Source organism: Oceanisphaera sp. W20_SRM_FM3 (assembly GCF_052119705.1).
GTDB lineage: Bacteria > Pseudomonadota > Gammaproteobacteria > Enterobacterales > Aeromonadaceae > Oceanimonas.
This window is the reverse complement of the sequence record NZ_JBGQOP010000024.1, coordinates 1-22,259: the sequence shown is the minus strand read 5'-3', so window position 1 is coordinate 22,259 and position 22,259 is coordinate 1. Positions and strand designations below refer to the sequence as shown.

Annotated in this window: 26 protein-coding genes; 22 read left to right on the top strand and 4 right to left on the bottom strand. The window is 48.9% G+C overall.

From position 1 onward, the window contains the following. Positions 1-34: 34 nt before the first annotated feature. On the bottom strand, positions 35-424 hold the full coding sequence (locus ACEN2G_RS11965; protein ID WP_442021813.1) for a hypothetical protein: 390 nt from the start codon (positions 422-424) through the stop codon (positions 35-37). A gap of 340 nt (positions 425-764) precedes the next feature. On the opposite strand from ACEN2G_RS11965, the gene ACEN2G_RS11960 reads away from it, so the two are divergent. Both ACEN2G_RS11960 and ACEN2G_RS11955 read left to right on the top strand, forming a co-directional pair. After that, positions 765-1,130, top strand: a complete 366-nt coding sequence (locus tag ACEN2G_RS11960; RefSeq protein WP_442021811.1) for a hypothetical protein — start codon at positions 765-767, stop codon at positions 1,128-1,130. 217 nt (positions 1,131-1,347) lie between these two features. Then, a complete protein-coding gene (locus tag ACEN2G_RS11955; protein WP_442021809.1) occupies positions 1,348-1,539 on the top strand; it encodes a hypothetical protein in 192 nt (63 codons plus the stop codon). A gap of 35 nt (positions 1,540-1,574) precedes the next feature. Here ACEN2G_RS11955 and ACEN2G_RS11950 read toward each other — a convergent pair whose 3' ends face one another. Then, complete coding sequence (locus tag ACEN2G_RS11950) at positions 1,575-1,949, bottom strand: helix-turn-helix domain-containing protein (protein ID WP_442021807.1); 375 nt, start codon at positions 1,947-1,949, stop codon at positions 1,575-1,577. Between the two features lie 156 nt (positions 1,950-2,105). Between ACEN2G_RS11950 and ACEN2G_RS11945 the strand changes: the two genes are divergently transcribed. From ACEN2G_RS11945 to ACEN2G_RS11910, 8 genes are all read left to right on the top strand, one after another. Further along, positions 2,106-3,512, top strand: a complete 1,407-nt coding sequence (locus tag ACEN2G_RS11945) for a phage/plasmid replication protein, II/X family (RefSeq protein WP_442021805.1) — start codon at positions 2,106-2,108, stop codon at positions 3,510-3,512. Between the two features lie 12 nt (positions 3,513-3,524). Continuing rightward, positions 3,525-3,845 (top strand): DNA-binding protein, encoded by a 321-nt coding sequence (locus ACEN2G_RS11940; protein WP_442021803.1) that lies wholly within the window; start codon positions 3,525-3,527, stop codon positions 3,843-3,845. Between the two features lie 263 nt (positions 3,846-4,108). Continuing rightward, a complete protein-coding gene (locus ACEN2G_RS11935; RefSeq protein ID WP_442021801.1) occupies positions 4,109-4,369 on the top strand; it encodes a hypothetical protein in 261 nt (86 codons plus the stop codon). 132 nt (positions 4,370-4,501) lie between these two features. After that, positions 4,502-5,959, top strand: a complete 1,458-nt coding sequence (locus ACEN2G_RS11930) for a hypothetical protein (RefSeq protein ID WP_442021799.1) — start codon at positions 4,502-4,504, stop codon at positions 5,957-5,959. 8 nt (positions 5,960-5,967) lie between these two features. Then, positions 5,968-6,255: a DUF2523 family protein gene (locus ACEN2G_RS11925; protein ID WP_442021797.1), complete on the top strand. Its 288-nt coding sequence runs from the start codon at positions 5,968-5,970 to the stop codon at positions 6,253-6,255. 10 nt (positions 6,256-6,265) lie between these two features. Further along, positions 6,266-7,324: a zonular occludens toxin family protein gene (locus tag ACEN2G_RS11920; protein ID WP_442021795.1), complete on the top strand. Its 1,059-nt coding sequence runs from the start codon at positions 6,266-6,268 to the stop codon at positions 7,322-7,324. After that, a complete protein-coding gene (locus ACEN2G_RS11915; protein WP_442021793.1) occupies positions 7,321-8,556 on the top strand; it encodes a type II secretion system protein GspD in 1,236 nt (411 codons plus the stop codon). Before ACEN2G_RS11920 ends, ACEN2G_RS11915 begins: the two co-directional genes overlap by 4 nt. A gap of 514 nt (positions 8,557-9,070) precedes the next feature. Next, positions 9,071-9,298, top strand: coding sequence for a YodC family protein (locus tag ACEN2G_RS11910; protein ID WP_442021791.1), 228 nt, complete (start codon positions 9,071-9,073; stop codon positions 9,296-9,298). Positions 9,299-9,526: 228 nt separating this feature from the next. On the opposite strand, the gene ACEN2G_RS11905 is transcribed toward ACEN2G_RS11910, so the two are convergent. Both ACEN2G_RS11905 and ACEN2G_RS11900 read right to left on the bottom strand, forming a co-directional pair. Continuing rightward, positions 9,527-10,834: a tyrosine-type recombinase/integrase gene (locus tag ACEN2G_RS11905; RefSeq protein ID WP_442021789.1), complete on the bottom strand. Its 1,308-nt coding sequence runs from the start codon at positions 10,832-10,834 to the stop codon at positions 9,527-9,529. A gap of 335 nt (positions 10,835-11,169) precedes the next feature. Next, positions 11,170-11,640: a hypothetical protein gene (locus tag ACEN2G_RS11900; protein WP_442021787.1), complete on the bottom strand. Its 471-nt coding sequence runs from the start codon at positions 11,638-11,640 to the stop codon at positions 11,170-11,172. Between the two features lie 324 nt (positions 11,641-11,964). On the opposite strand from ACEN2G_RS11900, the gene ccoN reads away from it, so the two are divergent. From ccoN to ACEN2G_RS11840, 12 genes are all read left to right on the top strand, one after another. Beyond that, entirely contained in the window at positions 11,965-13,389 is a 1,425-nt protein-coding gene (ccoN, locus tag ACEN2G_RS11895) for a cytochrome-c oxidase, cbb3-type subunit I (protein WP_442021785.1), read from the top strand. A 12-nt stretch (positions 13,390-13,401) separates the two neighbouring features. After that, positions 13,402-14,019, top strand: coding sequence for a cytochrome-c oxidase, cbb3-type subunit II (gene ccoO / locus ACEN2G_RS11890; RefSeq protein ID WP_442021783.1), 618 nt, complete (start codon positions 13,402-13,404; stop codon positions 14,017-14,019). 12 nt (positions 14,020-14,031) lie between these two features. Then, positions 14,032-14,250, top strand: a complete 219-nt coding sequence (locus ACEN2G_RS11885; protein WP_442021781.1) for a cbb3-type cytochrome oxidase subunit 3 — start codon at positions 14,032-14,034, stop codon at positions 14,248-14,250. After that, on the top strand, positions 14,247-15,287 hold the full coding sequence (gene ccoP, locus ACEN2G_RS11880; RefSeq protein WP_442021779.1) for a cytochrome-c oxidase, cbb3-type subunit III: 1,041 nt from the start codon (positions 14,247-14,249) through the stop codon (positions 15,285-15,287). Before ACEN2G_RS11885 ends, ccoP begins: the two co-directional genes overlap by 4 nt. A gap of 105 nt (positions 15,288-15,392) precedes the next feature. Beyond that, entirely contained in the window at positions 15,393-15,878 is a 486-nt protein-coding gene (locus ACEN2G_RS11875; protein ID WP_442021777.1) for a FixH family protein, read from the top strand. Between the two features lie 2 nt (positions 15,879-15,880). After that, complete coding sequence (locus ACEN2G_RS11870) at positions 15,881-18,250, top strand: heavy metal translocating P-type ATPase (RefSeq protein ID WP_442021775.1); 2,370 nt, start codon at positions 15,881-15,883, stop codon at positions 18,248-18,250. Next, positions 18,247-18,513 (top strand): cbb3-type cytochrome oxidase assembly protein CcoS, encoded by a 267-nt coding sequence (ccoS, locus tag ACEN2G_RS11865; RefSeq protein ID WP_442021773.1) that lies wholly within the window; start codon positions 18,247-18,249, stop codon positions 18,511-18,513. Before ACEN2G_RS11870 ends, ccoS begins: the two co-directional genes overlap by 4 nt. Further along, the gene (locus ACEN2G_RS11860) at positions 18,497-19,180 is read left to right on the top strand and encodes a sulfite exporter TauE/SafE family protein (RefSeq protein WP_442021771.1); all 684 of its coding nucleotides are present in this window, start codon (positions 18,497-18,499) and stop codon (positions 19,178-19,180) included. Before ccoS ends, ACEN2G_RS11860 begins: the two co-directional genes overlap by 17 nt. A 61-nt stretch (positions 19,181-19,241) precedes the next feature. After that, positions 19,242-19,991, top strand: a complete 750-nt coding sequence (locus ACEN2G_RS11855) for an FNR family transcription factor (protein ID WP_442021769.1) — start codon at positions 19,242-19,244, stop codon at positions 19,989-19,991. A gap of 34 nt (positions 19,992-20,025) precedes the next feature. Then, positions 20,026-20,937 (top strand): universal stress protein UspE, encoded by a 912-nt coding sequence (gene uspE, locus ACEN2G_RS11850; RefSeq protein WP_442021767.1) that lies wholly within the window; start codon positions 20,026-20,028, stop codon positions 20,935-20,937. 111 nt (positions 20,938-21,048) lie between these two features. Continuing rightward, on the top strand, positions 21,049-22,008 hold the full coding sequence (gene ttcA / locus ACEN2G_RS11845; RefSeq protein WP_442021765.1) for a tRNA 2-thiocytidine(32) synthetase TtcA: 960 nt from the start codon (positions 21,049-21,051) through the stop codon (positions 22,006-22,008). 118 nt (positions 22,009-22,126) lie between these two features. After that, positions 22,127-22,259: transposase (locus ACEN2G_RS11840; protein WP_442021847.1), on the top strand; the 133-nt coding region annotated here is incomplete at its 3' end.

Here is a 22,259-nt window from a genome sequence, read left to right as displayed (position 1 = left end):
TGACTGTCGGCTTCAAGCTGACCGCTGTAGAGACTTAATCTTCTTCGTCGAATTCGGCTTCTTCATCTGGCGACTCTACGATAGAGGTGTCCCAGTTATTGGTGTTTTTAAACAAGGTAAAGGTCTGCTCGTACTTAACCAGACGCTTAAGCTCGGCGTTATCTTCTTCGGCCTTGGCCATTTCTTTGGCGCCTGCTAAGGCCACGGTTAACATCTCCACTACCAAAGGCTTTTCTTGCTTATTGCTCCCTTCTAAACCCAGCTGTAAGGTGCCATCTTCTAAGCTGAGGTTACGCTTAATATCTGCGATAACGTCTTGTCTGCTCTGTGGCATTTCTTCTAATAACAACTCAATCTCTTCAAGCACCTGGTTGAAGGCGTCTCTCAAAAAACCTTTCAACTCTATTACTGTGCGGTAATGCATGCTTAACGTCCTGTTTATGAATAAGTTTGTGAATGATTTTAAGGTCATAATTGTGAGCCTGCCGAGGGCTTATCACAAGTGTATTGTACAAACTGTCATAAACGAGCAGGGTACTTGGTCACTGATAGTGAGTCTAGTTAACGTCTGTGAACCTAAGACAACACAACCACTGCGATCGCATTGATATTATGGTAAATACGATCCTGTAATGAGGAAGTCCACTGTCTTTAATAGTGGACTTCCTCATTTTGGGACGCTTTGAGGCTTATGTTTCATATCCAATTGAGATACGCTCTATAGGCTATATAACAACCAATAAAACTACACACGGAGATAAAAAATGCACCCGATCATTGCTAAAACCCTTGGGGGGTTATCAAAGGCTTACTATGCAAGGCAATTTGCTTTTGGTTTGATATTCCCAGCCATGATAATCCTTATGGAATCTAACACCGAAACCGGTGTCTCTGCGGGGACGATCGCTTTCACGGTGATTAGCTCGTTGCTGTATCCGTACTCACGCTTTGTGTACGAAAGCATCATTGACTTTGTGATGGGAAATAATGTGTTCTTCGTCAATGCCATCATGATGTTGCTTGTAAAACTGATCACCATGATGGTGTGTTGGGTTTTTGCTATTTTTATTGCACCGATAGGTTTGTTGTACCTGTATTATCGACATAGCCAGTTAGAGAATAGTCAGTAAAATTAGAGGCCGTTAACACGGCCTTTTTCTTTTATCCGTCACTTCGCATAATGTGATCGCAGGGTTATGTTGAGGGATTTCGGCCGGTAACATGCGAAGCACCGGCCGATCGAGCTCAATCCAGACGGGCCGCGTCTTTTTGCGGTCGTCTGGGTGCCAAGCTCGACCCGTAATATAACCTGCTATTATGCGCAGTGGCTCAACTCTAGGAACATGCATGTCCAAGGATAAACATGAGCTTGACCAGCAGTTAAATGAGCTGATTGATGATTACGCTAAGTATCATGGTGGTTTGTTTGAAGGGATGGCAGCTCTGGGCGAGGCACTTTTAATGCAAGCCGATGCTCGTGCATCAGATTCCGTTTCGTGGTTAGGCTTGATTCTTGAGCTACAGCGTAGAAGTGGCTAGCACATGATCATATGCTAGCCACTGTGTTAGTCGGGTTACATTTTTCCCTCGGCCATGTGCTCAAGCACCTTATCAGCCAAGGTCATTCTGTGAATCAGCTTTTTCAGCGTATCTTTCGACTCTTCGCTTAGGGTTTTAAGCGCCTGTACCATGTGCATTTCATCAAGGTCGGCGTATTCCTTCACCTCTCCGAACGCCAGCCAGGACAGTTCTGTCCCCGTAATTTCAGCTATTTTTATTACATCTGCGAACTTAGGCTCTGTCTTTGCCGTCGCCATCCTCATTAGTGTTCGGGAGCCTATGCCGGTTTTGTCTGCCATGTCATCATAGGTGCCATAGCCCATGATGGTATTCTTTATCCGCTCAGCTCTTGCCTCGTCAGCCATATCAACATATCCAGCCACTATCATGATCGTTCCTCCATTCTAACACTGCTTTTTTAGCTCACTTTTTACAGTGCCATTTATGTCATCAACATGATGACCTTTTGTGTTGATTCCATTTTACTCATTGCGTACACTTGTGGCTAATCGTAGTGACACATTTGTCTATTGACAGGGTTTTTTGTGATTGACCTCATCAAGCTTGATATTCCCTTTAAGAAGCAGTGGCTGCTGGTCTCTCCGACCGCCGACCACCGCGAAGGCGTGTATATCGATCTTGAGCAGGTGGCGAAGCATTCTGGCTGTAAGTTGTCGGCCATGACGGTCGAGTTTGAGATTGACGGCGATTTAACCGTTTCTCATCTTTCCCATCCGTATGAGTCATTGGCCAGTCATTTCGGTGGCTTGGCAATGAAGATCCATCAAGGTGGCCATAATCGAGTGCCGGGTGTTGAACTGAAGGCTTCGCCTGCCAAGTTGCTTCAAGGACATAACGTGTTTGGTCCCACAGACATAGCGTTGTGCTCATCGGAGTTGCTTTCCACCTTGGCCATTGCGTGTCCAGATTTGTACGAGATGCTTGATGTGCCGAGCACCACGCTTGAGTGGCTCGATGTTACTTTTTCTGCTCATGTACAGACGCCTGAGCAGGGTAAACAGGTCATTACAGCCCTTAAGAACATTCATTCCGGTCAGACTAAGCAGAGTCGTATGAACCGAGATCATGAGACCACCGCTGAGTGGAACACTGGCAGTCGCCATCGTTCGCTGAAGGCGTATCTCAAGGGACCCGAGTTACAACGCCAACTCACCGAGTACCTCCGCACTTTACAGAAGCAGCCTAAGAACCACGCTCTTCGTCGTTGTGTTGAGGTGATGCAGAACCCCGCATTACAACAGTTCGCACAGCGTTGTGTTCGTTTTGAGTCACGGCTTAAGCAACGGTGGCTGCATAAGTTCGGTATGCCTCTCAAGCTGTTAGATGCGATTCGATTTCAGAAGGATTACGAGCAGGACGGCCGCTGTTTGATTGCAGAGATGTGGAAGGCCGCTTTTAAAGAGTTATTTGACGCGCTGGGAGATCAGCCCATGAAGGTATATACCGACGACGACATACGCGACGCGCTTTATTTCGAGTATCAACGCATTACCCCCAAGGGGAACATCAGTTACGCCAAGGCTCAACGTATTCACGGTTTCTATCGTCGTTTACTCAACGAGGGCTATGAGGCCGTTTATCGTAGCATGAGTCGAGAGACGTTTCGGCGTCATTTGACTGACTTAATCGCGGTTGGATTAAGCAAGGCTCAGCTGCAGAACCTCACAGGCACCGCAACCAACGTAGTGCCGTTGATCCAAGTGATCAACATCGACTTTAGCCAACAACGGCCCGACTGGTATGTCGAGCCTGTTGGTACTTTGGAGCGTTTGGCGACTGCTTCTGCGGCAGCCACTGAGCTGGTCTATATCGAGCGTCAAGCCGGTGGCCGTGCAGTGGTTAGCCATACCGAGGTGTTACCACCCGCTGAGTATGTTCCCCCTCGCCATTATTCGCCCCCGCCTGATACCAGGCTTCGCGCAGTCACTTAAGGAGATTAACTTATGCAAGGTTTATTTATTCGTGGTCGTATTCTCGGCGCTCGTGAGCAGACGTTTCAAGGCCGTAATGGCCCCATGACTCGCCATGAGATCGGCATGGCTGTTAGCCGTCCTAACGGATTCGGCGGCCATCAAGAAGAGCAACTTGTGATCCGTATTCCTAATGCGCTCGTTCAAGCAGGCGTGGCTAATCAAGCCAACAGCATGACGGATAAGCACGTTGAGATCTCTATCTGGGTTGAGGCTTGGGCAGGGCAGCGAGGGGCTAATGTCACTTATCACATGAGTAATGAAGGCAGCATTCGGGAGGTTGACGCTTCGTGAGTGAGTGGACTCAGACTCAGGTCATTTTGTGTGATCCCAGCGGTATTCGCCAGGCACCTTGTAACCAAGGACAGCCGCAACACCGTGAAGCATACGTTCAAGTATCGGCGTCTGAGTTGACCTTTGATTATGTTCGCGCTGGTGAGGTCTGGGCTGTCGCGTTTACCAGCGTGCTATTTCTCTATCTCATGTCTCATGGGATAGGCATTGTCCTCGCTTTTTTACGGCGGGGTTAACTTCAGTAATAACAAGGAGAGAGCAGTATGCAACGTATTACCCATAAGGTTAAACGGGCTTTGTCATTCAAGGGATTATGTTTATTGGGCGGCACCGCTGGTCTATTTATGTCCGCCAGTGTCATGGCTCAGGCAGCCGCTACGGGACCTGATTTGACTGCGCTGACGGATGCGGTGGACTTTAGCACGGTCATCACAGCGATTCTTGCTGTTGCCGCTTCTTTGATGGGGCTCTATATGGCTTGGAAGGGTGCCCAGTTTGTCATCCGAGCCGTTCGCGGCGCTTAAACATTGGCAGCATGGAGGAAGGGGGCTCAGGCCCCCTTTGTTGATCATGGGTAATGGATACTGGGATTTACTGATGTTTGCTTGGGGATTGATGGCTGCTTGGGCGGTGATTTTAGGATTAAGGGGGTAGGGATGCGAGTGCCACGATGGGCCATTATGTGTTTGGCCACTATTACCCTAGTAATGGGATCTGCTGCGTACTATGCCCATGCTAATCCCTTGTTAGCATTAGCATTTCGACCGATTATTGGCCGTGTTATGGCTCAGGCTGTCATGCGCAGAGCGGCGAACGATGCCGTTTATTTGACCACTGTGCGACCCACGACGATTGCACTCAGCCGCACGGCTACCCAGCGGGTTTCGCAGGCTGCCGCTAATGATGCTTTATATGCGGCTGGTCGTCCTACCTGGCTTGCAATCGGACAAGGGGCAGCCATGACCTTGGGGGCTGTGGCATTAACGGGAGATACGGCAGGTCATGTCCCTGAGTTACAGCTTCACACGTCTGGGCAGACCAACGCTCAAGGGCAGCCGGTCATCATTATTGGCGGCCGAGAGTGGGTATCACCTTATCTCCCGACAGAGCAGAACCCAGTATTGGCTTATGTACCGGCTCAGTTACCCGATGTTGATGCTACTCCGGAACAAGTAGCAGCAGCGTCTTCGGTGCCGGCATCATCACGATGGTTTATCACCCATCCTGATAAGACCTTGGGGTATTTGCACGGTCAGGATGTTTCTGCTCTGGGTAATGCCTGGGCAGAGATACAGGCGGCTCGGCTTTGTGTTGATGCTTACTATTCAGCTTGTAGTTATGAGTTTATCCGTGCCGTGGCCAGCACATCGTCGTTTAAGGGTGAGCCGATGATTCACTCTCTTTATTATAATATTCATTATGCTGACGGGTCAGGCCCTGGTCATGACGCTTATAACGCTTCTATTCGTCAGAACGTTTCTTATCAACATGTAGAAGAACCTGAGCTGGCTATCGGTACCTTGCCAGATGTATTACCCGCGCTACAACCTCACCTTCAAGCCCACCTATCACCCCAGTTATTAGCTCAGATTATGACGGACCTCTGGCTTGATACGGCTTTGCAGCCGGATTATGAAGGCATGCCGTTTCCTGTTACTCAGCCGGTGACTGCGGCTGAGATAACCGCCGCCATTCAGGCTCTAGGGCAGGGAGTTCCGACCTTAGAGGATCTGTTATCTTTTGCTAACCCTGCACCAGGGGCTGAGATTTCAATCGACACAGAGGCACCGCCTATTACTAACCCCATCCCTGGTGGTGATGTGACGGTTAATGTTGATTTTGGCCCCGATCCTGGCGTTGGGGAGCCGACATTAGAGACTCCCCCCACCGGCGAGCAGATTTTAGCGCCGCTGCGTGGCTTATTTCCCTCATTAACTTCATTTTCGGTGCCGAGTCATACCAGCGAATGCCCTCAGCCTAGCCTAGATGTGTTCGGCAAGACTCATCGTATCGACCAGCATTGTGTGCTGCTTGATCAATACGGCAGTCCACTGTCAGCCGCCATGTTACTGGTGTGGGCCATTGTGTCATTACGCATTGTGTTGAGTGCTTAGGAGGAGTTATGTGGGGCATTTTATTATCCGCGGTGAACACCGCACTTAGCTTCGTTTTCCGTACCGTTATCGTCAAGTTCGTGCTGTTTTTCGGTTTGTTCTTCGTCATTCAGGAGTTAGTGCCCGTCTTAGCCTCTTGGTTACCTGACTCGGCTAATGTGACTTCAGCTTTTGGTGCTCAGTCTCCTCATGTTTGGTATTTCCTGGATGTATTTGAGATCGCGGCCGGTGTCTCGATGCTGTTATCTGCTTGGGTCACTCGGTTCATTATTCGTCGCATTCCCTTGATTGGGTAAGGAGTTAGCTGTGGCTATCAACGTCTATACCGGTCTAATGGGATCAGGTAAGAGTTATGAGGCGGTATCCAGTGTCATCGTGCCCGCCATCAGTCAAGGGCGCCGAGTCGTGACTAACATCGACGGCATTAATGGTGATGCTATTCGAGCCTATTGCCTCGATAAACTTAAGGCTGATCCAGAACGATTAGGGGAGGTTGTTGCTGTCAGTAATGACCAAGTGCATCAAGCTGATTTTTTTCCGCACGGTACTAATGCGCTGACCATTTGTCAGCCAGGTGATTTGATTTGTATTGATGAAGCATGGCGTTTTTGGGGCACCGAAGGTAAGCCGTGTAATGAACACAGCATCTTTTTTCGTGAACATCGGCACTACATCCACCCAGATTCTGGAGTGTGTTGTGATTTAGCGCTGATGGTACAGGACATCAGCGACTTACATCGTTCGCTTAAGGTTGTCGTCGAACTGACGACGCGTACCGTCAAGCTTAAGAAGCTCGGAATGAACCGTTCTTATCGCGTTGAGTTGTATGAAGGCTATAAGCTCAATAAGAAGACCCAGTTCAAGGTCATTAACAAGCGTTATGATCCCGCCGTATTCCCTCTATATAGCAGTTATTCTGGTGGCCAAGGTAAGGAGCAGGCCATGGATAAACGCCAGAATGTATTTGCATCGCCATTACTTTGGGTGTTTATCGCAGGCACCTTGGGTATGTTTGCCTTGTCTGCCTACTTCCTGATGGGGTTTTTTAGTGCTCCGACGACTAACTCCATCGAGGCGCAATTGAATGAACTCACTCCCAGTTCAGTCACGACGCCAGTCGTGACAAGCACTCCCGTTATTACGCCACCTACACCTTCTTCAATTTGGCGCGTGGCCGGTCGTATCCAGCAACCTGGCCGGTCTTTAGTGATCCTCGTTGATTCTCAAGGGCAGTTACGTTTAGAGCCAGCCAGCCAGTTTTATCACCAAGGCTTACTGACGGTTGGTGATGTTGATGGCCATCGGGTGACAGTATTTTCCGGCCAGAGAATTTTAGCAGCTAAAAATAAGGAGCTGACTCCATGAATCGACTATTCATCCGCCAGTGGTTATTAGTGCCATTACTGGCATTAACCTTTGTCTTTCAGGTGCAGTCTAAAGGCCTTGAATTAGAGTTGTACGAAGTTAACTTACCGCGAGCATTAACCTTAATATATTCCCAGATCTTCCAACGGCCGTTTATGCTACATCCAGACCTACATCATGACACTCGCACATTAACTCTGTATTTAACGCCAGAGGTTGACCCCGAACAGTTCATTCGTCGTTACTTGGCGAACATGAATATTGCTATTCATCGTCGTGATGGCGTGGATTATATCGCCCCAGAAGTGAAACGAATAAAGCCGATTAAGATGGGATCTTTTGTGTATGAGCCTCGACACCGTTCGGTATCTTATTTGGCGGACTTATTGCGCAGTCAGTTTCCTGGTCAGTTATCGGCTAGCTCGGGTGTTGGTTCTTCAGCTCAGTTGCAACCGGGTGAGGTTGAGCCAGGGACTGCCAGTGCCATGCTAAATAGAGCAGGGGATGTATTAGTTTATTATGGTCCCGCGCAAGATATTGCAAGGCTTAAAGCTATGTTGCCGATGATTGATACCCAGGTGGGAGAGGTCTTAGTAAAGGGCTATGTATTCGAGGTACAAACGACCGAGCGTAATGGATCAGGTCTGGCCGTAGCGGCTAAATTACTGTCTGGACGCTTTGGCATCGAGATAGGTACAGCCCAAGGCATGGGTAATATGGTGACGTTTAATACCCCTTCATTGGATGCTATTTACGAGATGTTCAGCACTGACGGCCGCTTTCATGTGCTTTCTGCTCCGATGCTGCGAGTAAAATCAGGTGCTAGGGCTTCTTTTTCGGTCGGTTCAGAAGTGCCTGTGCTTGGTTCGGTGATCATTCAAGACCAAACGCCGGTGCAATCGGTCGAATACCGTTCAAGTGGTGTTTTATTTGAAGTGTTGCCGCAGATACGCCGTGAAGTTATCGACCTGGACATTAGCCAACAGCTAAGCAACTTTGTGAAGACCGATACTGGCGTTAATAATAGTCCTACGTTGATCAAGCGTGACGTATCTACATCGGTGACAGTAGGGGACGGTGACATTATTTTATTGAGTGGGTTGGCTGAGAATAAGGATTCTGATGCGAATACTGGCTTATCATTCTTGCCTAATTTCATGCGCAGCAATGCAAATGAGAATAGCAAGACTGATATTATTGTGATTATGCAGGCGAACCGCATAATAAGGTAACTGGATAACAGAGCAATAACAGCTGTTATTGTTACTGAGATAACAAACAGATAACGGATGCCGGTATTTACTGGCTTTACTCCTTAAAAGCAATTAACGATGCGCTTTAACATCTGTCTGCCGTATCAGAACACCTGATCTCGCCCCGCAGCGGGGACCGCGAGGAGCGAGAACAGGTGTGAAGATTAAGCGTGATGCCACCCCAAGCGCATTATTGAGCCTCTTTGTTGGCACATGAAGGGCTGGTTTGCTGCTTTCTCTTGGCGTTTCATCGAGACTCGGAACGCTTGAGCAACTTGTTGCTCTGGTGTTCCGTGTCTACCAAGCGCATGCCGTTTTTACGCCGAATCGCGGTTTTCAACGCGCGCGGTAGAGGCGCTGTTTTTGGTCTAGAGTCCACTGTCTTTAATAGTGGACTCTTGTCTCATTTTGGGACGTTGTGAGCTTGCTTTGTGAGCCATGTGACCCCATCTAATATAATGAGCGATTTGCTTTGATAAAGAAGGTTTACATTATGGCTTTTAAGGCTGGCGATCAGGTTAGTTTAATCAGTGGCGGCCCCACTATGACTGTAATTGCTACCAGTGGATACGAGAGAGTACTTTGCACTTGGCATTCTCATAGTGCTGATGCTTTTAAGCAGGAAAATTTTCCACCAGCTGCGTTGCGCCTAATCCCAAAGTTAGAGCCAACAGCAATTGAAGAAGAAACTGCGCGTTTTTTTGCTGACATACCGCAATAGGATTTGGCCGCTAACGCGGCCTTTCTTTTTTATACGTCACTTCGCATAATGTATATTATGTTAAATAAGGTATTCTTCTTTTATAGATAGCGGCCTCTTACGGTGTGTTTGGTTGGATTTGGGTTAATTACTCGATCCGTTAGCGAGCTGGGTTTAACGCCGCTATTGAGACGGCGGCGTTTTTGCTAATGCTCAATTTACTAGCCGTTAATGTTAATGGTGTTTGCGCTAGCTTTGGCTTTGCTGCAAACGATCGAGTCGTTTGCTGACGGCACTTTCGTGACGTTCTATTTTGCTGGTGTGCAAGTACTGGGATGTGGTGTCTATGCTGTCGTGGCCGGCATCTGCTTGTACGTGAGATAACGGACGGCCGTTTAAGTTAATGTCGTGGGTAATGCCGGTATGACGAATGCTGTGCACGGTTAAGGTACGCATCTCTTCGGCGTCGTGCTCAAAACCATCGAGTGCAGCCTGGTCGGCGGCCTGATTGATCAGCTCGTTGAGTAAGTCGCGCAATTGGCGTACGCCAAGATTGGCATTAAGTAGGCCTTGATCGCGCCCTCGTCCGGCGGCTTTATGGCGAATAAAGAGTGGCGTAGCGTCGTTCGGGCTGGGTAATGACGAGAGGTTTAAACTTTCTCGATACGTTTTAAGGGCATCAAGCAGCTCGCTAGACACGGCCACGGTGCGCTTTTTGCCACCTTTACTAATCGGAATATGAAAGCTCCAAATACCGGTGTGGCTGTCGCGGCGAAACTGGCTCATCACGGGTGAAAAACCCGGCCTGGCGGCCACTTCGGAGATCCGCAAATAGCAGCCATACATCAAGGACACTAAGAATAAGCTGCGTTGATGGCGCTCGGGTTCTTGTGCTGCTAATAAACGTGCGGTGCTCATCACATAAGACCATTGTAAGTCACTGAATACGCGTATTTCATCCGCATCATCAAGTCCGGCGACCACTGTAGGCTGTGAGCCAAAGCGGCTGTGGCGCATCCACATTACCGCCGGATTACGATCGGTGACTTCTTCATTAATCAGGTAGCTATAAAAGGAAGACAAAATAGCTATTTTGGTTTTCAGCGTGGCGTCCGTCATGCGATATGGCAGCTCAGCGCCGTCTTGTTTCTTGCCTAAGAATGGCCGCCACAGTGGATTAGGTTGGCGCTCGCCCCAGTCTTTGTTCAAGACAAATTGCGCCACGTTGCGATAAGCGATCAAGGCTTTGGGTGGCGCTAAGCAATATTGCACATAATGATTGATGCTGCGGCGCGTCAGCGCTATCGGTGATGCCTGCTCCACATCGAAACACCAATGGAGAAAGCTAGTTAGCTCGCTGCGATAGGTTTTATAGTTGTTGTCGTTAAAGCGGCTTTCGAGCAACCAATCCATAGCATGTTCATAGACAAAGGCCGCATCGGGCACGGTATTTAAGGTTAAGTGGGCGATATGTTGGTTAACGACGCTGTTTCCCTCTTCAAGATATTGAGGAGCATCAAATAACGGCATGGCGGCAGGTGTGTTAACGAAAGTCATAATAGCGCTATTAATTACTGGGTATTTATACAGTTTACCTTGTTGTTCATAGTAATGAGAAATGCATTGTCGTTAATGCCGATAAATACAGTTATCGGCATTAACGACAGCTTTCAGCCTTAAGCTGTCAGCGATCAGATTAAACATGACAAAGAACGGTGCCTATCTCTAGCTGACGTTATCCACTTTACGCTATTCGATTAAAAACAAACTAAGACACTAAATCATCCTGCTACGCAGGCCCGCCGAATAAATTGGCGGCTACAATTAGCGGCTACAAAGAGCTGTATTGGTCTTTTGCTGATGGCTTATAGCTGACAGCTTACGGCTGCGCGCTAGCGCCGCACTTCAAAGAAGAACGTGAACTGCTGGGTTTCACCACCCTGCTCTACATCCAACACCCAAGCCCACACCATTTGCCGTTCAGAACAAGCGCCGACCATCGCCTGCCCTTGCCACTGATCAGGTGCGGTTTGTTTGAGCAACGCCGGCAAGGTGCCCATATACATGCTTTGCCCCTCTAAGCGGCTTTTTAACACTTTGGTATCTGGGTCTGAGAAGGAAACGGACAAGGTAAAAGCCGACTCAGGCTGTAGCTTCTCGGCGCTTAGCTGGCCTATTGCTGATAAGTCCCCCTGCTTTAGGGTGCATTTTTCGTGACTTATGTCACATAACTCAACATTAGCATTATCTGAATTGTTGCTATTTTCAGGGTCTTTATAGGTTTTATACACAAATGCACCGGTCAGGATCACCAGTACTACAACGATTTGTCCCAATTTAGGGCCGGTAAGACGGTCTCTCATGGCTATTTTGTTCCGGTTTTGCACACAATCCACTGCCCTAATTGATCTTGATCAAGGTAGTTTGTTATGCACTATGAGGGCGGTTAAGTGGTAATCATATTACTGTTTAAACTGTTATTTTTAGGCCCAGTCCTTTATCATCAACACCGTGCAACCAGCGGTTCTCGACTTCTCGATTATCATTGTTAACAACAAGTTAATGGAGTAACTGAGGATGCGGCTGCCGTAAATAAAATAAGCAGTTGTCTTCAACAATTCTTCCGACGTGATCATTGTAAAACGATCACAGACCTGAATAACAGCAGTGGAAGCGGAACTATAACGATGAGTCAAACTAATAATCAACCAAACTACAACTACACAGTAGTTCGCCAGTTTACGGTGATGACCGTGATCTGGGGCATTGTGGGCATGACAGTGGGTGTGCTAATTGCGGCACAACTTATTTGGCCTGCTCTTAACTTCGAAACGCCTTGGCTGACCTACAGCCGCTTGCGTCCTTTGCACACAAATGCGGTTATTTTTGCGTTTGGTGTGAGTGCGCTTATGGGTACTTCTTTCTACGTCGTGCAGCGCACGTGTCAGGTTCGCCTCTTCGGTGGCAAGCTGGCGTCGTTCGTGTTCTGGGGCTGGCAGGCAATTATTGTAGCGGCAATTATTTCTTTGCCACTGGGATATACCTCCAGTAAAGAATATGCCGAATTAGAGTGGCCAATTGATATCGCGATTACCGTGGTATGGGTTGCGTACGCTATTGTGTTCTTTGGCACCCTGTATAAGCGTGCGACGTCACACATCTATGTAGCTAACTGGTTCTATGGCGGTTTTATTCTGACCATAGCCGTACTGCACATTGTAAACAGCATGGCCGTTCCTGTGAGCTCCATGAAGTCTTACTCTATGTATGCGGGTGCAGCTGACGCCATGATCCAATGGTGGTATGGCCACAACGCCGTAGGCTTCCTGCTGACCGCAGGCTTCTTAGGCATGATGTACTACTTCGTGCCTAAACAAGCAGGACGTCCGGTTTACTCTTACCGTTTGTCTATCGTGCACTTTTGGGCGCTGATCACCCTGTATATCTGGGCTGGTTCTCACCACTTGCATTACACAGCCCTACCCGACTGGGCTCAGTCGCTGGGTATGGTTATGTCGCTGATCCTGTTCGTGCCTTCTTGGGGCGGTATGATCAACGGTATTATGACGCTGTCTGGTGCTTGGCATAAATTACGCTATGACCCTATCTTGCGCTTCTTGATCGTATCTTTGTCGTTCTACGGCATGTCTACGTTCGAAGGTCCTATGATGGCAATCAAAACCGTAAACGCCCTGTCTCACTACACCGACTGGACCGTAGGTCACGTGCACTCAGGTGCTTTAGGTTGGGTAGCGATGATTTCTATCGGTGCCGTGTATCACTTGATCCCTAACCTGTTTGGTCAGGCGCGCATGTACAGCACTCAGCTGATTAACACGCACTTCTGGTTAGCTACGATTGGTACTGTGTTGTACATAGTGTCCATGTGGATCAGTGGTGTGATGCAGGGTCTGATGTGGCGTGCGGTAAACGACGATGGCACCTTGACTTACAGCTTCGTTGAAAGTCTACAAGCCTCGTATCCGTTCTACTTCGTACGTTTCTTGGGCGGCTGTTTCTTCTTAACCGGTATGTTGCTGATGGCATATAACGCTTATCGCACCATCAATGCGCCTAAAGGCTCATTGCAAGCTATTCCACAACCGGCATAAGGAGACGAGACCATGAAAAACCCTAATAATCGTCACGAGTTTCTCGAAACCAAAACCACTTGGCTGATCATTTTCACCGTTATCGCCATCAGCTTTGGTGGTTTGGTTGAAATCGTACCTTTGTTCTTTCAGCAGCAAACTAACGAGCCAATAGAAGGCCTGCGCCCCTATACGGCTCTGGAAATGGAAGGTCGTGACCTGTACATCCGTGATGGATGTCATGTGTGCCACAGCCAAATGATCCGTCCTTTCCGTGCTGAAACTGAGCGTTACGGTCAGTACTCACTGGCTGGCGAGCAAGTATGGGAACATCCATTCTTGTGGGGCTCTAAGCGTACTGGTCCTGATTTAGCCCGTGTGGGTGGTCGTTACTCGGATGACTGGCATCGTGTGCACTTGATCAACCCTCGTAACGTGGTACCTGAGTCAAACATGCCCGGTTTCCCTTGGTTAGAGACCAACATCCTGGACGGTAAAGACACGGCGGCTAAGTTGAAGTTGTTCCGTGACAACTTTGGTGTGCCTTACACGGATGCGGACATTGAAGGCGCCGAGCAAGCCGTTAAAGGCAAGTCTGAGTTAGACGCTTTGGTCGCTTATCTGCAATCGTTGGGCCACGCCTTTAAATAACCGGAGTCGATTATGGATTTCAGTACCCTAGACGCACTAAAACCTACTCTGATTGCTTATCAGACTTTGTTGTTGTTTGTGATGTTTCTTGGCCTAGTTTGGTGGGCTTTTGGTAAACGTCGTAAAACGAAGTTTGACGCGATTGGCTCCTCTATTCTTGATGATGAAGATGTGCAGAGTAGCGCCTCTCTAGGGACTGAGCAGGATCGCGCAGGAGCTAATAAACAATGAATACTTTTTTAAGTGTATTTGTCACCGTCATCAGCTTGGGCACCATTTTTGGTTGTCTGGGTCTACTGATTTGGTGTACTCGCGACAAGATGGGCATGGAAGATGGTGCACCTACTGGCCATACCTATGACGGCATTTCTGAACTGAACAATCCGCTGCCAAAGTGGTGGAGCTATTTGTTTGTGTTCATGATTATCTTCTCGCTGATTTACTTGGCGTTGTACCCAGGTCTGGGTAACTTTAAAGGCCTGTTAGGCTGGACGAGTTCTAACCAAGCGGTACGCTCGTTAGCCGAATATAACGAAGCGGCAAAAACGGCGCGCACCGACGAACTGTTTGTGCAATACGACCGTGAAATGATCAAAGCCGATGAGGTATTTGGTGCTAAGTTTCGCGAGCTGATCTTCCCTGCCAGTTACGAACCATTAGACGTAACGGGTTTAGATGCTAAGGCTCACGATGCAGCGGTACTAAAAGATAAGCAGGAGCATTATCTGCCTATCGAACAGATTGCTAAGAACGAAGAGGCGGTGAAAGTTGGCCAACGCTTGTTCTTGCAAAGCTGTGCTCAGTGTCACGGCTCCAATGCCCGTGGTGGTAATGGCTTCCCTAACCTGACCGATAATGATTGGTTATATGGTGGAGAAGCGGCCAATATTCACACCACGCTTATGAATGGTCGTCAAGGCGTTATGCCTGCATGGGGCGATGCCCTAGGCGAAGACGGCGTACGTGAAGTGACGACCTATGTGTTAAGCCTGTCTGGTCGTAAGGTTGATATGGTTGAAGCACAGAAAGGCCAAGCACGCTTTGCGGTGTGTTCAGCCTGTCACGGTGCAGACGGTAAAGGCAATCAAATCATGGGTGCCCCTAATTTAACTGACGACATTTGGTTATATGGTGGCTCACGTGCAGCGGTTGAAGATACCCTTCGTCATGGTCGTCACGGTGTGATGCCCGCTTGGAAAAACATTTTAGGTGAAGACAAGATCCAGTTATTGTCTGCCTATGTGTATAGTCTAAGAGACGCAAAATAAGCCCTACCGGGCTTGGTAAAAAAAGCCCCGCTGGTCGGGGCTTTTTTGTTATATTGTCTCTCGGGTCAACTGACCCAGCTTCCTTTTTTGCAGTAGGAATTCATTATGCAACGTCCTTGGTATCAACAGTTTTGGCCCTGGTTTTTGATAGTCCTGCCCCTGTGTGCAGTGGCCGCCAGCTTATATACGTTTTACCTCGCCAGTTCCGGTGCCGACAGCATGGTAGTGGATGACTACTACAAAAAAGGACGGGCCTATAATAAAGATCTCACCGAATTAAAACGTGCCGCCGAGTTAAAGATATTGGCTACCTTAGACTACGAAGATGGGCTGGTGACCATCAAACTCGATGGTGCTCATCAGAAAAATGAGGGCATTCGCGTTAATTTTTCTCACCCTACACTTGAGAAGCAAGATCACCACTTGGTCATGACCACAGATGCCGCGGGTATCTATCGCGCGCGCTTAGCAACGCCGTTAATTGATGGCGCTTGGCACCTGCAAATAGAAGCGCTTGATAGCAGCTGGCGATTACAACAACGGATTAGCCTGCCGGCAACAGACTCACTGTTAATTAACGCTGGGAGCTAGTCATGGACGGCTGTTTTCACTGTGGTGAATCGGTGCCAAATGGGCCGCACTTTCAGTTAGAGGTGCACGGCACGCAACAGCCCTTCTGCTGCCCTGGTTGCCTTGCGGTGGCAGAGACCATTATTGACTGTGGCCTAGGCAGTTATTATCAGCACAGATCGGCACCCGCTCCCAAAGCCGATGCGGTACCCGATGCGTTAAAGCTGCTGCAACACTATGATTTAGCAGAAATTCAGCAAGACTTCGTCATCGATAAAGATAATCTCAAAGAAGCGCAGCTGTCGATTACCGGCATTAGCTGCGCCGCTTGTGCCTGGCTGATTGAGCGCCACTTATCGCGCCTACCCGGCGTTGTACTTATCCAAGTTAACACCACCACAGAGCGCGCGCGGGTGCGTTGGGATGAACAAACCACCACCTTGAGTCAGGTGCTCAGTGGCTTTGGCGCCATTGGCTATCAAGCACGGCCTTTTCAGCCTCATCAGCAAGAGCAAGCCTACAACAAATCAGTCAAAGCCTATTTGCTGCGCATGGGTGTGGCCGGTATCGCCAGCATGCAAGTGATGATGGTGGCCATCGCTTTATACGAGGATTTATTTCCCAATACCGATGCGGGCTTAGTGAATTATTTTCGCTGGATAAGCCTGTGGCTGTGTGTGCCCGTGATGGGCTATTCGGCCCTGCCCTTTTATCGTAATGCGTGGCGCGGTCTTCAAAATCGCACCTTGAACATGGACTTACCGGTATCCATGGCGATGATTTTTGCCTTCGTCGCCTCCGTGTATGCCACAGTGACAAACACAGGTGATGTGTATTACGAATGTGTGTCTATGTTTGCCTTCTTGTTGCTCACCGGCCGATTTTTGGAAATGCGCGCTAAGCGCCGTGCCTCTGAAACCACGGCCAACTTAACACTGCTCGTGCCCATGCTGGCGAGAGTTGAAACCGAACAAGGTGAGCTGGAAGTTGCAGCCAAGACGTTGCAGCCTGAACAAGTTGTACTGGTGGCGCCGGGTAGCCAAATTCCGGCTGATGCACAAATTATTGACGGCAGCACTAGCATAGATGAGTCCATGCTCACCGGTGAGCATTTACCGGTATTGCGCCACGCCGGCGACACTGTATTTGCCGGCACCACCAATATCGAATCGCCGCTGCGTTTGAAAGTGCTGCGCAATCTGGCGGATGCGCGCGTATCCGAGATTTTACGGGCCCAAGATGATGCGTTGGCCGAAAAACCGAAAGTAGCGATTTTAGCGGATCAATTATCCCGCTACTTTGTGGCGGCCTTGTTGGTCGTCACCTTAGGCACCTATTTAGTCTGGCTGCAACTGGACTCCGCCAAGGCGTTTTGGGTGATGCTGTCGGTGTTAGTGGCCACCTGCCCCTGTGCACTGTCATTGGCTACCCCTACCGCACTGACGGTTGCCACTTCGCGCTTAAGTCGCTCCGGCGTATTAGTACGCCGCGCCCATGTGTTAGATACCTTGCCGAAAGTGACGCGCATGGTATTTGATAAAACCGGCACCTTAACGCGCGGCGAAATTGCCTTAAGCCACACCACTTTATATGGCGCACTAGATGAAGCAAGCGTATTAGCCATAGCGGCAGCATTGGAAGCACAGTCTGAGCACCCTATCGCCCGCGCCTTTAGTGCCCATCGCAATATGGGCTTGGTGGTGACGAATCGCAAAAACCAAGTCGGTCGCGGTGTCACCGGTGTGATCGATGGCATCTGTTGGCGCTTAGGCAGCGGCGCCTGGTTGGCACCCAATAAAGAAACCGCCGACTTAAGTGTGTATCTGGCCAACGACGATGGCTTAGTGGCACGCTTTAGTTTATCTGATCCGCTGCGCGATGAAGCACAAGCGTTAATTAACGCCTGTCGTGAGCAAGGCATTAAGACCACTATCTTAACCGGCGACAGCTCAGGACAAGCAGAAATTGTGGCCCAAACCTTGGGCGTAGATAAGTTGGTAAAACATGCCAGCCCTGACGACAAACTGGCGTATCTGCGCGAGTGTGATAAAGCCGGTGAAATCTGTCTTATGGTCGGTGATGGTATTAATGATGCGCCTGTCTTGGCAGGCGCTCATGTGTCATTCGCCATGGCAGGCGGCACCGACATCGCCAAAAGCAGTGCCGATGCCATTATGCTGGCCGACGATTTGCGCCATATTTTAACGGCGCGCCATGTATCTGCGCGCTGTCGAGCCGTGATTAAACAAAATTTTAGCTGGGCGATCGGTTATAACCTTATTATCTTGCCACTGGCGGCCACCGGCCATGTGTCACCTTGGTTTGCCATGGTCGGCATGTCGGTGAGCTCCTTGATAGTTATGACTAATTCTTTGAGGCTTTCTCGCTTATGACAGATGACGTAGATGTATGGTATTTCATGATACCGGTGGCCATGGTGTTTGTGGGGCTGGCTATCGCTTTGTTCTTTTGGTCGGTGAAAAACGACCAATTTGAAGATCTCGATCGCCATGGCAGTAACATCTTATTTGATGACGATGCGAGCTCTCACCAACAAGCACAGACTCAGCAAACGCAGACTGAACAAGCGACGGATGTTAATGCAGATGTAGCGCCACGCACCGCCAACAAGGAGCAAGATGAGCACTCAGCTTGATGCGTGGGCGGCGCTACTCATTGGCTTTTTAGGGGCCGGCCATTGCATCGCCATGTGTGGCGGCGTGGCCGCCGCCTTTTCTATGGCCATTCCTAAACAGCATCAGCGCTGGCAGTGGGCGTATTTGCTCAGTTATAACGCCGGGCGCATTCTAAGTTACAGCTTAGCGGGTGCGCTAGTAGGCGGCGTGTTTGCCAGCCTGGCCGATGTAAGCATGGGCAAACAAGCCTTAACCGTGCTGCGGCTACTGACAGGTGTCATGATGATCTTGCTCGGCCTCTATTTGGCACGTTGGTGGTTCTTCTTACTGCATCTGGAAAAACTCGGCACTGGCTTATGGCGTTATCTTAAGCCTCATGCGGCACGTTTTATTCCGTTTAAAAGCCCGCTGGCGGCATTTCCATTTGGCATGATTTGGGGCTGGTTGCCCTGCGGCCTTGTGTACTCGGCGCTCACTTGGAGTGCGGTGTCAGGTGGGGCTCTTGAAGGGGCGCGAGTGATGGCGTTATTTGGGCTAGGCACCCTGCCCACTTTATTAGCCTTAGGCGGACTGGCTGGGCAATTACGCCATTGGTTAAATCACCCAGGTTTTCGTCAATTCTCTGGCATATTATTGATTTCTTATGGTTTGTTTACCCTTTATCAAGCCTTAGGTCTCATTTACTAATCTATTAAGCCCTCTTTTTTGGTGGTATGCTTGAGCCTTAATACCACAAAAGTATTGAGCTATGGGAAATCAAACAAAAATAATTAAAGCGGCCACTGGCTGCGCCATTCGCTGCCAAGACTGCAGCATTAGCCCCTTATGTATCCCGCTTGGGCTTAATTCCGACGAGCTTGATGAGCTGGATAATATTATTGAGCGCAAGAAGCCGATCCAAAAAGGCCAAGAGTTATTTAAAGCCGGTGAGCCGTTAAAGTCTTTGTACGCTATTCGTGCCGGTACCGTTAAGTCTTACACCATTACCGAGCAAGGCGATGAGCAGATCACCGCCTTTCACTTGGCCGGTGACCTGATCGGCTTTGATGCGATTAATACTGGTAATCACCCTTCTTTTGCCCAAGCATTAGAAACCGCCATGGTCTGCGAAATTCCTTATGAAGTGCTGGATGACTTATCAGGGAAAATGCCGCGCTTACGTCAACAAATTATGCGTTTGATGAGCAATGAAATTAACGGCGATCAGCAGATGATTTTATTATTATCGAAAAAGACCGCCGAAGAACGTCTTGCCTCTTTTTTACATGGTTTATCGACCCGTTTTTCTGAACGCGGCTTTTCCGCAAAAGAATTTCGTCTTACCATGACTCGCGGTGATATCGGTAACTATTTAGGGCTCACGGTAGAAACCGTCAGTCGTTTATTAGGCCGTTTTCAAAAAACCAGCTTGATTGAAGTCGATGGAAAATACATTCGGATTTTAGATGCAGCTGAGTTGGCGATATTGGCGGGTGCACCTTCCTCTAAACCGACGTAAACTTAAGTTATGTGTTCGTTTAAAGGGGCTCAATATGATTAAGTATCAACATATTTTAGTGGTCATGGATCCCACAGCAGATACGCATCCGGCGTTGCACAGAGCCGTCGCGGTGGCGGGCTTGCAGCAAAAGGCGGCGATTACGCTGTTCATGCCTATTTATGATTTTTCTTATGAAATGACCTCCATGCTGTCCAGCACCGAGCGGGAAGAAATGCGCGAAGGCGTATTGCAAGGCCGTAAAGAATGGCTACAAGGGATCCTTGACCCTTATTTAGGGGGCAGTATTCATTTTGACATTAAGGTGGTGTGGCACAGTCGGCCCTTTGAAGCCATTATTCAGCAAGTTAATGACGCCAAGCATGATTTAGTGATCAAAAGTAGCCATAAGCACAGCGCCATTCAAACCTTTATTTTTACGCCCACCGATTGGCATTTATTGCGTAAATGCCCCTGCCCCGTGCTATTAGTGAAAGAACAGCAATGGCCGATGGGCGGCAATGTGTTGGCGGCAGTTAACTGCGCGGCTGACGATAAAGAACAAATTGCCTTAAACAATAAGATAATCGGCGAAAGTGCAGAAGTGGCTCGACTACTGGACGCAACATTACACTTAGTGAACGCCTATCCCAACACGCCGGTAAACATGGCACTCGAGTTGCCCGACTTTGATCCTAATGCTTATAATGCCGCGGTAAAACGCCACCATGAAAAAGCCCTGTTCGAGTATGCCGAACGCTATAGCCTAGACCACAGCGTGTTGCATCTTGAAGAAGGTTTACCTGAAGAGGTGATCCCCCACTGTGCGAACGTGATTAATGCCAGTTTGGTTATTTTAGGCACGGTTGGGCGTACCGGGTTGTCCGCCGCTCTGCTCGGTAATACCGCTGAGCAAGTAGTTGATAAGCTGGGCTGTGATATTTTGGTGATGCGCGCCGACGACTAATGTGCGCTGTAATTTCTACCCCAGTGGCTAAATGTGGTGCTTTGCACGCACTTACCTTGCCCTCACCCTCTTAGTCACTATAATAGCCCCAGTTTTTTTGCTGGGGTTATTATGTCCACCATCACTGTCTCTACTCTCACTGCACCTGCAACTCAGACCGAGCCCACCACAGAGGCACCGTCTTTTATTAAGTTGCAAAAACGACTGCGTCGTAATCTTGGCCAAGCCATTGCCGACTTTAACATGATTGAAGACGGTGACCGCATTATGGTGTGTTTGTCCGGCGGCAAAGACAGTTATGCGATGTTGGACATGCTGTTAAATCTTAAGGCCCATGCGCCTATCCACTTTGACATTATTGCCGTTAACTTGGATCAAAAGCAGCCAGGTTTCCCCGAGCATGTGCTGCCCGCTTACTTAACTGAGCTTGGCGTTGAATATAAGATTGTCGAAGAAGATACCTATTCTATCGTGGTCGATAAAGTTCAACCCGGTAAAACCACTTGCTCCTTATGCTCGCGCCTGCGTCGGGGTATCTTGTATCGCACCGCCTCAGAGCTGGGTGCCACTAAGATTGCGCTCGGTCATCACAGAGACGACATTCTTGAAACCTTGATGTTGAATATGTTTTATGGCGGCATTATGAAGTCGATGCCCCCTAAACTGGTTAGCGACAATGGGCAGCACGTTGTGATCCGGCCGCTGGCCTACTGCAAAGAAAAAGATATCATCGAATTTGCCAAGGCCAAGGCATTTCCAATTATTCCCTGTAACTTGTGTGGCTCTCAAGAAAACCTGCAGCGCCAAAACATCAAGCACATGCTACAAGACTGGGATCAGCGTTTTCCGGGACGCATCGAAAGCATGTTCCGCTCACTGCGTAATGTGGTGCCCTCGCACCTGCTGGATAATGAGTTGTTTGATTTTAAAAACATCAACCGCGATTCCGGTGTGATCGACGGTGGCGATCTGGGCTTCGATAAGCCTGACGTGCCGGCACGCTTTATTGATGATGAAGAGACAAGCACTCCTGAGTTAGGTGAGCGGTTGAGTATCCTAGAAGTGAAGTGAAAATGGTGAGGCGTGAGGCGTGAGGGGTAAAGCAAGCGCTGACAACTATGACAGCCGCGCGTCCGTTACACTGGAATGGCCCCGAATAAGTAGACACTTCTGCAGAGTGAGGAAGTGTATGCAATACCGAATCAAACGTAAATTTAGTAATGAATTTAAGCGTGAAGCCGTGAAACTCTCTGTTTCATCACCTAAAACATTAGCTGAAATCTCCAGTGAATTAGGGGTGCATCCGAACGTATTAAGCCGTT

Bases quoted from the DNA above. Each gene is read 5' to 3' on its own strand.
- ACEN2G_RS11965 (WP_442021813.1), bottom strand. From the start codon at position 424: ATGCATTACCGCACAGTAATAGAGTTGAAAGGTTTTTTGAGAGACGCC.
- ACEN2G_RS11960 (WP_442021811.1), top strand. From the start codon at position 765: ATGCACCCGATCATTGCTAAAACCCTTGGGGGGTTATCAAAGGCTTAC.
- ACEN2G_RS11955 (WP_442021809.1), top strand. From the start codon at position 1,348: ATGTCCAAGGATAAACATGAGCTTGACCAGCAGTTAAATGAGCTGATT.
- ACEN2G_RS11950 (WP_442021807.1), bottom strand. From the start codon at position 1,949: ATGATAGTGGCTGGATATGTTGATATGGCTGACGAGGCAAGAGCTGAG.
- ACEN2G_RS11940 (WP_442021803.1), top strand. From the start codon at position 3,525: ATGCAAGGTTTATTTATTCGTGGTCGTATTCTCGGCGCTCGTGAGCAG.
- ACEN2G_RS11935 (WP_442021801.1), top strand. From the start codon at position 4,109: ATGCAACGTATTACCCATAAGGTTAAACGGGCTTTGTCATTCAAGGGA.
- ACEN2G_RS11930 (WP_442021799.1), top strand. From the start codon at position 4,502: ATGCGAGTGCCACGATGGGCCATTATGTGTTTGGCCACTATTACCCTA.
- ACEN2G_RS11925 (WP_442021797.1), top strand. From the start codon at position 5,968: ATGTGGGGCATTTTATTATCCGCGGTGAACACCGCACTTAGCTTCGTT.
- ACEN2G_RS11915 (WP_442021793.1), top strand. From the start codon at position 7,321: ATGAATCGACTATTCATCCGCCAGTGGTTATTAGTGCCATTACTGGCA.
- ACEN2G_RS11910 (WP_442021791.1), top strand. From the start codon at position 9,071: ATGGCTTTTAAGGCTGGCGATCAGGTTAGTTTAATCAGTGGCGGCCCC.
- ACEN2G_RS11905 (WP_442021789.1), bottom strand. From the start codon at position 10,834: ATGACTTTCGTTAACACACCTGCCGCCATGCCGTTATTTGATGCTCCT.
- ACEN2G_RS11900 (WP_442021787.1), bottom strand. From the start codon at position 11,640: ATGAGAGACCGTCTTACCGGCCCTAAATTGGGACAAATCGTTGTAGTA.
- ccoN (WP_442021785.1), top strand. From the start codon at position 11,965: ATGAGTCAAACTAATAATCAACCAAACTACAACTACACAGTAGTTCGC.
- ccoO (WP_442021783.1), top strand. From the start codon at position 13,402: ATGAAAAACCCTAATAATCGTCACGAGTTTCTCGAAACCAAAACCACT.
- ACEN2G_RS11885 (WP_442021781.1), top strand. From the start codon at position 14,032: ATGGATTTCAGTACCCTAGACGCACTAAAACCTACTCTGATTGCTTAT.
- ccoP (WP_442021779.1), top strand. From the start codon at position 14,247: ATGAATACTTTTTTAAGTGTATTTGTCACCGTCATCAGCTTGGGCACC.
- ACEN2G_RS11875 (WP_442021777.1), top strand. From the start codon at position 15,393: ATGCAACGTCCTTGGTATCAACAGTTTTGGCCCTGGTTTTTGATAGTC.
- ACEN2G_RS11870 (WP_442021775.1), top strand. From the start codon at position 15,881: ATGGACGGCTGTTTTCACTGTGGTGAATCGGTGCCAAATGGGCCGCAC.
- ccoS (WP_442021773.1), top strand. From the start codon at position 18,247: ATGACAGATGACGTAGATGTATGGTATTTCATGATACCGGTGGCCATG.
- ACEN2G_RS11860 (WP_442021771.1), top strand. From the start codon at position 18,497: ATGAGCACTCAGCTTGATGCGTGGGCGGCGCTACTCATTGGCTTTTTA.
- ACEN2G_RS11855 (WP_442021769.1), top strand. From the start codon at position 19,242: ATGGGAAATCAAACAAAAATAATTAAAGCGGCCACTGGCTGCGCCATT.
- uspE (WP_442021767.1), top strand. From the start codon at position 20,026: ATGATTAAGTATCAACATATTTTAGTGGTCATGGATCCCACAGCAGAT.
- ttcA (WP_442021765.1), top strand. From the start codon at position 21,049: ATGTCCACCATCACTGTCTCTACTCTCACTGCACCTGCAACTCAGACC.